This is a genomic window from Bacteroidota bacterium, from assembly GCA_018692315.1.
In the GTDB taxonomy this organism is placed as follows: domain Bacteria; phylum Bacteroidota; class Bacteroidia; order Bacteroidales; family JABHKC01; genus JABHKC01.
In genome coordinates, this window is sequence record JABHKC010000081.1 from 1 (window position 1) to 14,479 (window position 14,479).

At 31.8% G+C, this 14,479-nt stretch carries 10 protein-coding genes and 1 tRNA gene; 4 read left to right on the forward strand and 7 right to left on the reverse strand.

Features of this window, described 5'->3' with window-relative positions:
- Window positions 1-207 precede the first annotated feature (207 nt).
- Complete coding sequence (locus HN894_06545; GenBank protein MBT7142980.1) at window positions 208-1,677, reverse strand: ISNCY family transposase; 1,470 nt, start codon at window positions 1,675-1,677, stop codon at window positions 208-210.
- A gap of 197 nt (window positions 1,678-1,874) precedes the next feature.
- On the opposite strand from HN894_06545, the gene HN894_06550 reads away from it, so the two are divergent.
- Window positions 1,875-3,395: a DUF2135 domain-containing protein gene (locus HN894_06550; GenBank protein MBT7142981.1), complete on the forward strand. Its 1,521-nt coding sequence runs from the start codon at window positions 1,875-1,877 to the stop codon at window positions 3,393-3,395.
- Window positions 3,396-3,614: 219 nt separating this feature from the next.
- Here HN894_06550 and HN894_06555 read toward each other — a convergent pair whose 3' ends face one another.
- The 6 genes from HN894_06555 to HN894_06580 form a co-directional block, all read right to left on the reverse strand.
- Complete coding sequence (locus HN894_06555; protein ID MBT7142982.1) at window positions 3,615-4,811, reverse strand: serine hydrolase; 1,197 nt, start codon at window positions 4,809-4,811, stop codon at window positions 3,615-3,617.
- Between the two features lie 256 nt (window positions 4,812-5,067).
- Window positions 5,068-5,259 carry a cold shock domain-containing protein gene (locus tag HN894_06560; GenBank protein ID MBT7142983.1) on the reverse strand — a complete coding sequence of 64 codons (192 nt, stop codon included), beginning with the start codon at window positions 5,257-5,259 and terminating at the stop codon, window positions 5,068-5,070.
- A 960-nt stretch (window positions 5,260-6,219) separates the two neighbouring features.
- Window positions 6,220-6,293 (reverse strand) — tRNA-Met (locus HN894_06565).
- A 103-nt stretch (window positions 6,294-6,396) separates the two neighbouring features.
- On the reverse strand, window positions 6,397-7,194 hold the full coding sequence (locus HN894_06570; GenBank protein MBT7142984.1) for a hypothetical protein: 798 nt from the start codon (window positions 7,192-7,194) through the stop codon (window positions 6,397-6,399).
- A gap of 54 nt (window positions 7,195-7,248) precedes the next feature.
- Window positions 7,249-8,415: a hypothetical protein gene (locus tag HN894_06575; protein MBT7142985.1), complete on the reverse strand. Its 1,167-nt coding sequence runs from the start codon at window positions 8,413-8,415 to the stop codon at window positions 7,249-7,251.
- 120 nt (window positions 8,416-8,535) lie between these two features.
- Window positions 8,536-9,429 (reverse strand): hypothetical protein, encoded by an 894-nt coding sequence (locus HN894_06580; GenBank protein MBT7142986.1) that lies wholly within the window; start codon window positions 9,427-9,429, stop codon window positions 8,536-8,538.
- 176 nt (window positions 9,430-9,605) lie between these two features.
- Between HN894_06580 and HN894_06585 the strand changes: the two genes are divergently transcribed.
- From HN894_06585 to HN894_06595, 3 genes are all read left to right on the forward strand, one after another.
- Window positions 9,606-11,861 carry a hypothetical protein gene (locus HN894_06585; GenBank protein MBT7142987.1) on the forward strand — a complete coding sequence of 752 codons (2,256 nt, stop codon included), beginning with the start codon at window positions 9,606-9,608 and terminating at the stop codon, window positions 11,859-11,861.
- Between the two features lie 65 nt (window positions 11,862-11,926).
- On the forward strand, window positions 11,927-13,228 hold the full coding sequence (locus HN894_06590) for a T9SS type A sorting domain-containing protein (protein ID MBT7142988.1): 1,302 nt from the start codon (window positions 11,927-11,929) through the stop codon (window positions 13,226-13,228).
- A 224-nt stretch (window positions 13,229-13,452) separates the two neighbouring features.
- A complete protein-coding gene (locus tag HN894_06595; GenBank protein MBT7142989.1) occupies window positions 13,453-14,430 on the forward strand; it encodes a hypothetical protein in 978 nt (325 codons plus the stop codon).
- Window positions 14,431-14,479: the final 49 nt, after the last annotated feature.

Sequence of the window (14,479 nt, forward strand, 5' to 3'; positions counted from 1 at the left end):
TAGTGCCACTAAGAAAACACCACTTTTCTCAAATGTTACAAATTTAGTTTGACTCGAAATTACAAAAAAATCTAAAAAAAATCTAAATCTGATCAGAAATGAAAATCCTTGCTAAATTTTTGAAATTTTAATGGCATTTTTACGAAATTAGCTAAAATTTGACATTCCTCTCCCATTTCACTTTTTAAAAGCAAGAATATCAGACTGTTATGCAACAGCCGAAAACCGAATTCGCTGTTTGTCCAACTGCCGGCGTTTTGCCTTTAAAATTTGTCGTCCGATTTTTTTAAGATTGTATGCACATACTCCTAAGCTTATATATCTGATATAATGGTGAATACCTCTATCAGGACAACGGTCTAATCCTCTGTGTTCCAATTCGTTGATGTTAGATTCTATTGCACTATGTTTATTTTTTAATCGCTTAAATGTACAACTGCTTTCTTCTGTTTCTTCTGCCTTGGTTCGTTTTCCCAGTTTTGGCATTATTACATTGGGGATTTCTAATTGTAATAATTCTTTGTTTTCTTTTCTCCAAAAACCTTTGTCAAAACTCCATGAAGAAATTTTGTGCTTGTTTAAAAGTCTATCAGCCAATTCAATAACAATATCCCTATCTTGCTCTGTGCTGGATAGCAACTTATGATCTACTATCAAATTATACTGATCGGTAGTTATCACCAGTTTCTTTCCTAATTCAACATTTGGTCGGCTCTTGCCTTTTTTTACCCATTCGGTATAGGTCTCAAATATTGAAAATAGTTTTTCTTCATGTGGTATTTTTTCTTTCTGTAGTATTCGCCTGTCAATTAAGTCTATGTGTTTTTCGGCTAACACTATAAAATATTCAAGAGTTATAATAAGCAAAATATCTTGCTCGTTATTTTGTGCCATATTTGGCATTTCGCTTTGAAGCTTTTTTAAAAATGCTTTTGCCTTTTTTAAATAATTTTCTGCTGCTCTGACTACTCTTTCTTCTTTCTTTTTGCCGCCGCTACTACTCGCTTTGCCCAGTTCTCGCATCAAGCCCTTGATCTCTGCTCGCCAGTTTTTCATCTTGCGCCAACCTTTATGACCTTCTTGTTTTTCTAAAAATTTATAAACAGTATCCAAACATTTACGCACACTGTCCCAAAGTAAATTATAATCAGTCGGAAAATGAACATTGCTTTCTACTACAAAACTATCTGTTTTTAAGTGCAATGCTGTGTCTTCTTTTTTTTTAAATACTTCTTTATGACCAAATTCTAATATGACTGTATTTATTTCTGTTATTAGCTCATTACTAAGCTGTGAAACATTGTCATAAATATTCTGATATTCATATTCAATTATTTCAAATCCAAAATCTCTTTCTATACCCATCAACTGCCTCATACTTCGATGGTTGTTAGATAAATTATGAAGTGTATCATAACTGGTATTTAAACAAAGTCGAACCTGAGCTAAAACAAAAATACTCCATAAATCCATCCCCTTTCTTCCTGTTTTTTTCTTGCCTGAATTAATGTGTTTTTCTAATATGCTGAATATCTTTTCATTATATTGCTTGTTGCAATATATTTCTTTCAGAGCAGATAATAATTCATCTAAAGCATTTTTGCTCTTTACCGGAATGTAGGTATCTTCAATTGGCAATTGTCCCAATCGTAATTGTTGCTCGAATCTATTTCGCATATCTGAATCTAATTTTATTATATCCCAATCTATCTTCTTAATTCTAACATTAAACACTGTTTATCAGCAATTTCAAAAGATAAAGATACAAAATAATAGTATAGATTCGAGCATTATTAAACAAACTTATTAACAATTAGGTATTAGTTATCAACATATTACATGGAAATATATCTTTTCTTAGTGGCACTAAGTATATGGATGACATAAAAACCAAATCCAAAGTACAGAAAGTAGAGAATAACACAACTAATAATCAGCGGCAGGAAATTGTTAATCATATTACCTTGTACGACACTATTAATGAATTTGGTGCAAGCAGAACAATTGAATGTATAGTTATTGATGACGAAACTAAAGAACCAATACCATTTGCAAATGTTACCTTTGCAGATAATGGAATCAATATTTCCGGTTGTATAACAGACTTTGATGGAAAATTTACTATATTATCTGTTCCTGAAGTAGATTCTTTAATCATGAAAGTGAGTTATGTTGGTTATAAGACTGAGTCGATAGATATTTCTGAGGGATTTCCTTCAGTTATTAGTTTACAGGTGTCAGCAATGCAAATACAAGAGGTTCTCATGGTTAGATATAATGATAGAGATGAAACTATAACATCCGAAGAAATCGCCAGAATGCCTGGGCGAGATGCTTCTTCAGTTGCAACAACCGTAGGTGGTGTTTACTCTGAAGATGGTCAAATTGGAAGTATAAGAGGTTCTCGTACTGAAGGTACTGCCACCTTTGTTGATGGGATAAGATTATTATCTCCTAAGTATGAAACTTTAAATAAATCTAAGTCAACTATAAAAGTTCTATCCTGGATGCCACATGCACCATATATGGAAGAACTTAGAAAAGCAAATGATGATGAATTATTAGCAATTTATTACAAACTTAAAGATGAAAACAAAAATCGTCCATCATTCTACATTCAAGTTGCAGACTTGTTTTTCGTAAAAGGAAAACATAAACAGGCAGTTAGAATCCTCTCGAATACTATAGAATTAGATTTGGAAAATCCAGAACTTCTTAAAGTAGTTGCAAGACGTTTGTTGGACGAAAAAGAGTATGAAATGTCAATTAAAATATTTACTGAAATAAAAGATTTACGTCCTGAAGAGCCACAGTCATACAGAGATTTAGCTTTAGCCTACACTAAAAACAAACAATACCAAAAAGCATTAGATATGCATTTACATATCTTAAATAGAAAATGGGGACGATTTGAGGAAATAAAAGAGGTAGTATTTAATGAGTTCAATTGGCTTATTGCTTTGCATGGAAAAGATCTGGATTTATCAGAAGTGAATAAAGATTATATAAAATCAATGCCATTGGATATACGTATTTCAATAGACTGGAGTAGCAACAACAATGATATTGATTTGTGGGTAGTAGATCCAAACGGAGAAAAATGTTATTATAAAAACAGATTTACTAAGATAGGAGGAAAACTATCAAAAGACTTTACACAAGGCTACGGACCAGAAGAGTTTTCAATAAAAAAAGCTAAGCGAGGTTTTTATACTATTTATGTAAATTATTATAGCGAATCACGTCAAAGTATCACTGGACCGGTAACTGTTTATGCAGAATTGATCACACATTACGGAACAGATAAACAAAAAACTGAAAGAATTGCAATCCAATTAGAGAATGACAGTAGTAAAAAAACAGTCCAAATAGGCCAGTTGGAATTTAATGAATAAAAGAATCTGGTAGATGAAGCAAGAGAATAATCTTTACACTATAAAATATAGAATTTTCGAGAATTTTAAGGATTTTTAAATTACAAATAGACTTAATGCGGGCAACAATGATCATATTTGCAGCTATTTCGGTTACTATTATATTCATTTTGCATTATCACTATTAATGTCTCAAAGAAAACTACATTTCCTTCAAGTGGCTTTAATAATATCCACACCTCATTTGTTTACCGATTCAACTACCAATTCAAATAAATGCATGTCATCATGTTCAGTTCCAGCTTCAGGGTGCACCGGATTTTCAGCCTCATATTTCAATACTACTACCAAATCTAAAGATGGAACTACCCCAATAATCTGCCCTCCATATCCACTTGCTAGAAAAGCCGGATGTCCTCCTACCATTGTAATATACCATTGATAACCGTAGCTATATCTTCCATAGATATTTGTTATATGATCTTTTGTTGATGTTCTCACCCAATCTTCCGACAGCAAAGTCTGATTGTCCCACTTTCCTCTATTTAAATATAAAAAACCAAATTTTGCCATATCTCTGGCTGTCATATACAGTCCAAAACTTGCAGTTTCGATTCCTTTCGTATCTCGTCGCCATGTTTGAGAAAGAGGAGTTAAATAGTCATCCCAGCTATTATAAACTATAGAGTGTGAGAGTGTGTCAAATTCTATCCCCATTGGATCGAACAGTCGTTCTTTGGCAATTTTACCAGGAGTTTTATTTGTGCTATAATATACCAAGGATGTTAGGAAATGTGAATTGCCTGAGCTATAATAGAATATCTTTCCCGGTTTATTGTTTTGCCCTCGTACTAAGGCAGATGCAACCCAGTCATCAGAAAATATCCAATCAACCCAAAGTTGCCCCGATTCTGCCCATGACAATCCAGTTGTTTGAGTAAGCACATGGTGTAAGCTTATTTCGTTGAATTCAGGATATGATGGCATCAATTCAGACATTAGTTGATCTGTAGAATTAATTGTTTGTTGATCCATGAGTATGCCTATTAGTGCTGAGCTAAAGCTTTTAGTAACAGACCAAAGATCTGTGCTTTGGTCTTTTCCTCCATTTCCATAATAATCTTCAAAAACTATGTAGCCATCTTTAATTACCAGTAGAGCTCTGGCAAGAGAGTCATTTTCAGCAAACTGATCAGCTAAGTCCATTTTTAATGGATCAATATTATGATCTTCTAAAGAAGCTAATTCCCATTCATCTGTAGGCCAATATAATCTTTCTTGAAGAGGCCAATCATAACCATTGTCTGGAACAATAAAGTCTTGATTAGAATCTTTAGTACAAGATGTTATAATTGAACATGATGTTGCTAAAAGAAATGTGATGAGGAGAAATAATGGTGATAGAAAGTTTCTGACTAAGGCGATTGAATTTTTCATATAATGTACTTTCAAATAAAAGATTGCATTAATTATTAATTTCATGACATAATTCAATTCAAAATTAATGCCAACATTAGTATATCCGGTAAACTCCGCAGATTCCTTTGGCCTTGAACTTTACTATTTTTAGAACTCCATTTTAATATTCTATTTTAGGAAATCACCTTACTAATTCTCAATTTTTTGAAATAAAAAAAAGCCTATCAAATTTGATAGGCTTATAAGTTACAAGATGTCAAAAAGTAATATTATATTATTCTACTTTGACATTTATTGCGTTCAAGCCTTTTGGACTTTCCTCAACATCATAGCTTACTTTGTCTCCCTCATTTATCTCATCGGTTAATCCATTTTGATGTACAAATACATCTTTACTACCGTCATCAGGTGTAATAAATCCAAATCCTTTAAATTTGTTGAAAAATTTCACTGTTCCTTTACTCATAATTAAAAATTTAAAATTTAAATAAAATACAAAGTTAGTATTATATTCTTTATATGATTGATTCATGCATAATTAACTTTTTTCTTGTGCATAAACGCTTGAAATAAACACTTTTGGAATTGCGTTTATTTTCGTGTTGAACTAAACCTAAGCCAGCTAATTCAGTAATAATCACGTAATTTCATCTTTATTAATTTTTAAAATATATAAAGATGAAAAAAAATGAATCACGATAAAAAATCGGGATTGGACAAAATGCAAAAAAGGCTTTTGGTGAGCAATCATTATTGAAAAGCCGTCAAATAGAATTAATTACTATCAAATATTAGCTGACTTTCGGAAAACAAACCGGAAATTCCGTTCACCTCCAAAATACCCAAATTATTAGGAGTTTATAATAAATAGAGTATTTATAATGTTCGATCCCGATACATCGGGATTACAAACCCTAAAGTAAAGCCTCTTTCCTAACCAAAGGTTTTGTTGTCCTTTGCGACAAACGGAGCTATGGGCTTCTCCGACTTCTCTTGTTTCCTTTCCGAATTTCGCTATGCTAATATCGGATTGTTTAGTATTTTACTTATGGCGACTTCTAAAAATGCAAATTTCTTCGTTGTTTCGATATTTTAAAATCCTCATTTACAATAGTAAACTGCGGTTTTGAAATTTCTCACGCCTTGAAATTTGCTATTTTTAGAAGTCCCTTTATATTATTCTTGTATTATTTGGCAAGAAATTTCACACAGTATATTCAAAACATAATCTCGCAAAGGCTCAATGGCACAAAGTATTATGAAAGAAAACTCTTTGCAATCTTAAAAACAAGTTTCGGACTCAAAACAAGAATTGTTTCGTTTCATAGATTTCCAAAAACTTTGCGTCTTTGCATCTTTGCGAGAATTTTTTCTGGTTTATCCAGCTTAAGATTGTAAGATAGTATTCATTGTTCGGTTTAACAAGTAGCGAGGGCGGGACTTGAACCCGCGACCTCATGATTATGAATCATGCGCTCTAACCACCTGAGCTACCTCGCCTTAAAATTTTGCGGCTGCAAAGATAATTTATTTTAATATTTAAAGAAAATATTTTAATATTTTTTTGAAATTGAAAATTTGACTCATCTCAACTTTTCACTTTTCACTTAACAAAAGGTGGAGCTTGACTAATGTTTTCAACAAGTTTCGGAAAGTAAATCTTATAAACAGTTTCGATATATTTATTGCTTGAAGGGAAAGGAACTTTCGCCACATTTCCGTACAAGAATTTTCCACTGAAATCGAAAATTGAGTAATGTAAATTTATCCAATAATTATAGGAATCTGAAGCAACATTCATTGGGTCGGAAAAATCTCCTTTTATTTCAAATTGGGTGATAAAAAGCATTAAATCGACATCATATTTTCTCGAAAGGCTTTTTAAAAAATTCTCGTCTTCGAACTTTATATTTACAAACTTATTCGACTTATCTTTACGAACTTCAACAATTTCGCCTTGAAAAAGGCCGTCTTGAATTTCATTGTTGGAGTTTGTTTTTTTTCTTTTGTCGAATTTTTTAAAAAAGGATTTTTTTTCTGTTGTATCCTTTTCTTGCGGACGATCCATTAAAAAATATCCAATCATGCTTAAAATTTCGTCTAAATCTTCACTTGCAGCATAAGTATAATTATTCAGCAGGCTAACCGTACTTCCTTCATAAAAAACTTTCTGCAAACTAAAATCTAACTGCAACTGTGTGTAATTAAGCATTTGTTCGTAAGTCATTTCCGATTTTTTTGCAAATTCGTGCATGGCATCACTATAATACATATGTTCTGCAAAAGGAATTAGCAAAATAATTTTTGCAGTATCAGGATTGAGAGTATCATTTACAATTTCCTGAGATTTAAGATGAAAATTAATTATAGAAAAAAGGAAGATTAGAATAAAAAATCTCATGGATTATTTTGTTTATGAATTATAAATTGAGTTAGTGCTCTCGAAAACTTAATTTTATAATCCTGTTGAACGTTTATGCAAAATACTTGCATTTTGAACGCCTTCAAGATAATAAATCCAAGCAGAGTTATTGCCAACATATGGTTCTGGTTCTTTACGATTCATAGGGTGGTTATGACTTACTCTAAAAGATGCACCTAAATTAGGATTGACCGGTGCAACCCATATTGTTGAATTACTGTTGTCATCGGGGCCCGGGTGAGAAGATCTAACAAATGTGATATATGAATTTCCATTAATTTTAAAAACTTCGGGAGAGATAAGATAAGGATAATTACTCGGATATGGAGGATAAATTTGGTTCAATAAATTCCAGTTCCCATTTTGATTTCTTAAATACACATTTAGTCCGCACCATGCAACACCGTCATGCTCAACAGTGGTGAAAAACATATATCGTCCATTATAAGTAGGATTTACCGATTTCCACATATAAGAATCGCCTTTGGTTGAGGCAGAGAAAGTAAGTTGTTCAGAATTATTCGGATCTCGTATATCATAAAGATAAGTTTGTGAAATATTGTTTAAATCGGGTTTCACTGAAATTAATAATTCTCGATTTTCTACCCATCTGGCAATTCCTACATCAATGGAAGAAAAAATAAGATCGTTAGGAAGGATTGTTTCTGAAGAAGGATTGTCTAATTCTCGCCACATTGGTACATAGCTTCCATTATTCAGAATTGCAACATAAACAGCTTTTAAGGGGTAAGTTCCATGAGAATCCATGCTTCCGGGAGAACCTGCCCGAGCTTTATATTGATAATTAATATTTTGAAGTTTCTCGGTTTGCCAATTGCCCAATGAATCTTGCCATGCTCTTGCAATTTTCGAAACTGGAAATGTATCGTGCCAGGCATTGTAAATAATCTGTATTTCATTTGAATTATAAGTCCACTCGGGACCATTCATAACCAAAGACATAGGGACAATATTTGTATCAATAATTTGATAATTGCTAAACATTCCTGTATTCGGATTTATTTCTGCTACCCATAGATTTGAACCATCGCGCTCTTGCCATGTAACCATATTGTATGGTGCAGACACAAATTCAGGGTCAGGAAAATTTGTATTAGGATAAGCAATATCAACTTGAGCTACAGAATGTTTTACAAAAAATATACTTAAAAGAAAACTCAGCAATATAATACTTTTCATAAATCAATGTTTAAAATTCACTGCAAAAATATGGCAATATTTTGTGTTTTGCAACATATTTTTTGTTAAACTCATACAATTTACAACTATAGAATTTCGATTATGGCTAAGAAATCAAAGCTATTCTACAATTTTTTCGAAAGTATCTTCAATATTTCCCGGAGTATTTACGATTTGCATAAATGTACTCATAGAAAGCAAAGGCCAGTGCAAAGCAATTCGGTATCTTCCGTTAAGCATGCTTGCTTCATTGTCTTGAAGAATAAGCTCGTAAGGCATTGCAGCTGTATGCTTTTCTCCAATTGTTGGCAAATATTTCGACTCTCCAATTTCAGTATCGAGCATTGCAATACCAAAAACTGCAACTTTTTTTTCAGGAATTACAATTTCATAAACTTTGGCAGTGTTTTCAGGCTTTTTGTCAAGATTAGCTCGAATAGTTTTTAGGCCTTCTTCAAAAGAATTGAATTCTCGCAACTCTATAGGATCAGTAAAATATGGCATGCCAAACATATACTGGTATTCCCAAAGGTCTTCGATTTCGGAGTCACCTCCAAATTCAACAAAATTTGGATTAATTCGTTTTAGTGCATCTTTAATATCTTTATCAATAATTTTCAATTCGTTTTCGATAGGTTTTATTTCTTCCATTAAGTAGGCATGAAAAATGTACATTGGATTCAACAAACTAATTTCAAGATTACCCTTTTCTAAATAAAAGCCAACTTTTATTACCGAAGCCATTAGCCCTCTATCCTTTTTCTTCAGAACTATAGATTGAAGTTGTTTGCTTGAAAAAGCAATAACATATAAATTCTTATTATTCCCTGGATGATATTCTCCAATTGTCTCAAATCCTTTTTGAGATAGTGCATTCTTAACAATATTTGCAGCCTCAGGAATGCTTTCTTTTACAACTCCAATTTTATAATAAGCTGGTATTTTTTCGTTAGCAAAACTGTTACTTGCCGATAGAATTAAAATACTAACCAAAATTAATTTCAGATTTCTCATAACTAAATACATTAAATTTAATATTTTTTTTTCACAAAAATATAAAATGAGTTGAATTATTAAAATTTTAGTTTCTGTAAAAGCAATTTTTACTATTTTTGAATTGTATTTGATAATTTGATATGAAATCTTGAGTACTTGCGTATTTTTATAAATTTTAAAATTTTTAATTAGAAATGTCCTTTTTCAGATTACTTTTTTTATTGATTGTTTTTATTGGATATAAAATTACTTATTCGCAACAAATTGCGACAATTTTTCACGACGATTTTACGGATAATAGAAATGAATGGCTTGAAAAAAATTCGAACCAACATAAAACAAAAGTTACAAATAATACATTCTTCCTTCACAATAAATTAAGAAATGGCTCTTTGGCTGCTACCAAAGAAATAGAAATGAACCATGAAAACGATTTCATTATCGAAGCCACTATGCGAAGAATAAAAGGATTTGAAAATGATGGTTACGGACTTACATGGGGCAGGTTCAACAGTGAAAATAGTTTTAGTTTTACTATCAGCGAATCAGGAGGATTCGAAATTGGCAAATGGCAAAACGGTAAATGGCAAAATATGGTGAAATCGACTCAGTCTGAGCATATTAACACAAAGAACAAGTTTAACCAGATGGCGATTAAAAAAAGTAAAAACCAAATCAGTTTCTATATAAATCAAAACCTTGTTTCAGAACTTCCGTTCGAGAATTTTTTTGGTTTCGATCTGGGTTTCATTATTTATCACAATATGGTTGTTGAGGTAGAAAATATACGAGTTTCAGGAACTTCATATTTTCAAGGATATTCCTATAATAGTAAAAATTCTTTAAGAAAACATAATGAACAAGATATATTGATTAGAAATATTGAATATAAAGATTACGATGGAGATACTGTTCTAAAAAGTGTTAACAATGGCGATATATTCTTTGATTTATTTAACAATTCAAAAATTAATTTTAAAGAATTATCTGTTCTTCTTACTCCTTTAAATTCAGATCAGAATATCGAATACAAGCCTATAACTCAGGTTTTTAATTTGAAACCAGGTTCTACAAAAAAAGTTTCAATAGATATATTTGCAAACAAACAATTTCAAGGTGGAAGCAAAACTTTTAGGATAGATGTGATTGAAAAAGACGGTTTCGTTGCGAATCCATTAGAATTTAGTATTTCTTCCGAAGCATTTTCGCAACCCGATGTTCGTGTTGAAAAAATAATTATTGATGATACTATTGATGAAAGTGGCAAAACACTGCGATATGGTAACGCAAATTCGATGATTGATGCAGGTGAAGTAATTGAGGCGGCGATTTTTCTAAAAAACTACGGCGGGAAAGAAAACAATTTTTATGCTAAAATAAATTTAAAAACAAGAAGTTACGATATATCCTTCAAAGAACGAGGACAAAGAATGCAGTTAGGAAACTTTGAGCCAAACGAAACCAAAATCATAAAATTTTCATTTTTTACAAATTCAAGATTCGGAATAAACGATATTCCTTTTATTATGAATTTATACTACAGTCACAGAATGCACAAAGAAATTGATTTTGGGCTAAAGCATGGAGAGCTATGGAACAGAAAATATCTAAAATATACTTATAGCGAAGTGATAAATACAGTAAAAAAGCCAACAATAGAAATTGCTGATATTGATACCGGTTACAAAAATGCACAAATAAAAAGTGATTTGCTGGTTGTAATAATTGGCTCGGACCAACACTACAAAGAATATCAATCGAATTTTGCGAAAAACGATGCGCAGGTTTTTTACCAATATGCAAAAACAGTTTTTGGAGTTCCTGAAAAAAATATATTTATGCGACTGAACGAAACAATTTCGGCAGCCGAATTTTTATCCTTATTTTCAAAAAATGGGTGGATTTCTCAAAAATCTAATAAAAATGAAATGTCCTTGATAATTTATTTTTCTGGTCATGGATACCCAAATATGCAATGGAAAGACGATTTGCAAATTTTGCAATATTTAAATCCAAATTTCAATAAAGAAACTGGAGAAAGCAAAATATCGAATGAAATTTACAAACTAAGCGAGGCAAAAAATCTAAAATCAATAAGTGTAATAGTAGATGCTTGCTATTCAGGAAACAGAGCAACACATAGTATGCAATTATCGGACAATGCAGAAAAGTTTTTAATTGACAGAAAAAGCGAATTTCCAAACGAAAATATTAGCTACCTATCTTCAGCGCCACTTGACAAATATGGAATTGCTCTCGAACAAAAAAATCATAGTTTTTTAACATATTTTCTTTTCAAAACTATAAAGTCAAAAAATGCTTTGCCCAATATTTCTATTCAAGATATTTTGCAAGAAATGAAAAAAGATTCAAGCCTTAATAATACTGAAAAAGAAGCAATTTATGACATATTTTTTATTTCAAAAAATACTAAGAGGCAACTTTTTTAATAAAAAATTAGTCAGTTTTTATAAAATTGCTTATCTTTGAAGATTATTTAATTAAAATTGAAATTATGAAGACAAAAATTACTTTTATATTTAGTTTTACACTTGCACTTATTTTTTCAATAAGTGTTTTTGCTGTTCAAACCTCAGAAAATGAGAATGATAAAAAGAAAACTGAAAAATCTACAACAGAAACCAGCCAGCGTTTAGTTCTTATTGAACATCATACGAATACTGGCTGTGGCCCTTGTGCTTCTCAAAACCCTGATCTTGAGGCATTAGCAAATACAGGTGAAAATCAATCAATGATTGCACATATACAATATCATCCATCATGGCCAGGTTCTGATCCAATGTACGATTTTAACGTAAATGAAGGTCAAGGCGATGCAAGAGTTGATTATTATGGTGTATCAGGAGTACCAAATACTGTTATTGCAGGTAATGTAAAAGAAGGGGGACCATCAGGAATCACTCAGAGTGATTTGGATACAGAGTATGCCCGTCCAGGTCAATTTAAGGTCAGTGGAGTTGGTAATTATTCAGGAGAATATTTAACTATTAGTGTTATAATTGAATCTCTTAGTGATTTTCCTACGGGCGATTTAGTAGCACATGTGGTTCTTGTTGAGGATATTGAATACGCCACTGCTCCCGGGAGCAATGGCGAAACTTATTTCCCAAATGCAATGCGACGTATGTTTCCAGACGATCAAGGGACAGATTTAAGTAATCCTGAGACCGGAGATGTTACAGACCTAAGTTTCTTATACACAATACCTGAGGAGATAATTATTGAAAATTGTAAATTGATTGTTTTTGTTCAAGACAATGCCGACAAAGAGGTTTATATGGCTGATAAATTAACAGTTACAAATTGCGAAATGAACACAGAAGTGATAACCATTGATGTAAATCAGCATGGTGGAAGCAATGGACAAGCCACTGCAATAGGTTACGATGGAGTTCCTCCAATTTCTTATCTTTGGAATACACCTGATAGCTCAACCTCCTCCACAGTTATTGGATTACCTGCCGGCGAATACATTGTTACAATTACCGACAGCGATTTCCCTCCCTGCATGGTGATATTAACTGTTGAAATACTCGAACCAATAGCCGGTATCAATGATGAAGGTGCTAATTCAATTTCTATTTACCCTAATCCAACCACTGGAAAAATTAATATTAGTAATGCTGAAAACTCATCAGTACACATATACAATATGATCGGTAGCGAAGTTTTCAAAACTGAAATAATTTACGACAATCAATCAATTGACATTTCTGAATTACCTTATGGGAATTATTTTGTAAAAGTACTGTCAGAAGATAAAGTTGTAACAAAAAGTGTTTCGCTAATAAAATAAATTATAGATTAAATATTTATCCAAAAAAAAGGATACCAAAACGGTATCCTTTTTTTTATGCACTATTTTGAATCTTTCTAAAAATCTTTTATACAATAACTGAATATTTAATATTCTGTTATTTTTTTATTATATCAAATTGTAACAATATCTTAACATCTGCTTAACAGTTTTGTAATCTACAAAGGATTTATTTGTAGAGTTAAAATTTATAAAAAAATATTATGAAGAAATTATTTACAACACTATCTATTGTTCTACTTTTTAGTAGTATTTTCTCTCAAGAGAAAGCTGATGAATTTAAACCTTCAGGGAAACCATTCATTAAAGTTTTTACCAATTATCATCATAGTTTTTATGATGGAGATGGTCATAGCGCCTTTGAGGTTCAAAGAGCGTATTTGGGATATGCCTATAAATTAAGCAAGAATTTCTCAGGAAAAGTAACTATTGATGTTGGCGATCCGGGAGATAGTAAATTTCAAATGACCGCATATTTGAAGACCGCCTATGTTCAATATAAAGGCAAAAGGTTAACAACAAAATTTGGTCTTATCGGCCGAAACCAGTTTAAATTGCAAGAAAAACAGTGGGGTGGTCGATATTTATTTAAATCTTTTCAGGATAAAAATAAATTTGGTGCCAGTACTGATTTAGGATTATCTGCTTCCTACAAATTAAATGAAATGACGACAATTGATGTAGCCATAGAAAATGGTGAGGGATACAAATCTTTGGAAAAAGACAGCATTTTTAAATATAGTGCAGGTATTACACTTTCACCGCTTAAAGGTTTAGATGTACGTGGATACTATGATTTCATGCGGGCTGATGATGCTCAAAGTACAATGTCCTTTTATGTTGGATATAGCAAAGCCAAGCTAAAAGTTGGGGCTGAATATAACCAGCAGTTTAATTATAGTAGGACTGCAGATCAGGATATGAGCGGAATGTCGTTTTATGGTTCGTACAATTTTCAAAAATTTAGATTATTCGGACGATTCGATCAACTATCCTCCGTAAAAATTGGTGATGCAACAGATCCGTGGAACATTGGTAAAGATGGAGAAACAATTATTGCAGGAATTGAATTTTCCCCAATAAAAGGACTAAAAGTTACCCCTAACTATCAGGTATTTATGCCAGCAGATGGTGGAGAAAGTGAAAGCATTCTTTATCTAAGCTGCGAAATAAAATTTTAAAAAAATAGAAAATTAGACTTAATCAAAATTCAAAACCAATGAGAAAATT

Excerpts from the sequence above, each read along its gene's own strand:
- HN894_06550 (MBT7142981.1), top strand. The coding sequence starts at position 1,875 with ATGGATGACATAAAAACCAAATCCAAAGTACAGAAAGTAGAGAATAAC.
- HN894_06585 (MBT7142987.1), top strand. The coding sequence starts at position 9,606 with ATGTCCTTTTTCAGATTACTTTTTTTATTGATTGTTTTTATTGGATAT.
- HN894_06580 (MBT7142986.1), bottom strand. The coding sequence starts at position 9,429 with ATGAGAAATCTGAAATTAATTTTGGTTAGTATTTTAATTCTATCGGCA.
- HN894_06590 (MBT7142988.1), top strand. The coding sequence starts at position 11,927 with ATGAAGACAAAAATTACTTTTATATTTAGTTTTACACTTGCACTTATT.
- HN894_06560 (MBT7142983.1), bottom strand. The coding sequence starts at position 5,259 with ATGAGTAAAGGAACAGTGAAATTTTTCAACAAATTTAAAGGATTTGGA.
- HN894_06595 (MBT7142989.1), top strand. The coding sequence starts at position 13,453 with ATGAAGAAATTATTTACAACACTATCTATTGTTCTACTTTTTAGTAGT.
- HN894_06570 (MBT7142984.1), bottom strand. The coding sequence starts at position 7,194 with ATGAGATTTTTTATTCTAATCTTCCTTTTTTCTATAATTAATTTTCAT.
- HN894_06555 (MBT7142982.1), bottom strand. The coding sequence starts at position 4,811 with ATGAAAAATTCAATCGCCTTAGTCAGAAACTTTCTATCACCATTATTT.
- HN894_06575 (MBT7142985.1), bottom strand. The coding sequence starts at position 8,415 with ATGAAAAGTATTATATTGCTGAGTTTTCTTTTAAGTATATTTTTTGTA.
- HN894_06545 (MBT7142980.1), bottom strand. The coding sequence starts at position 1,677 with ATGCGAAATAGATTCGAGCAACAATTACGATTGGGACAATTGCCAATT.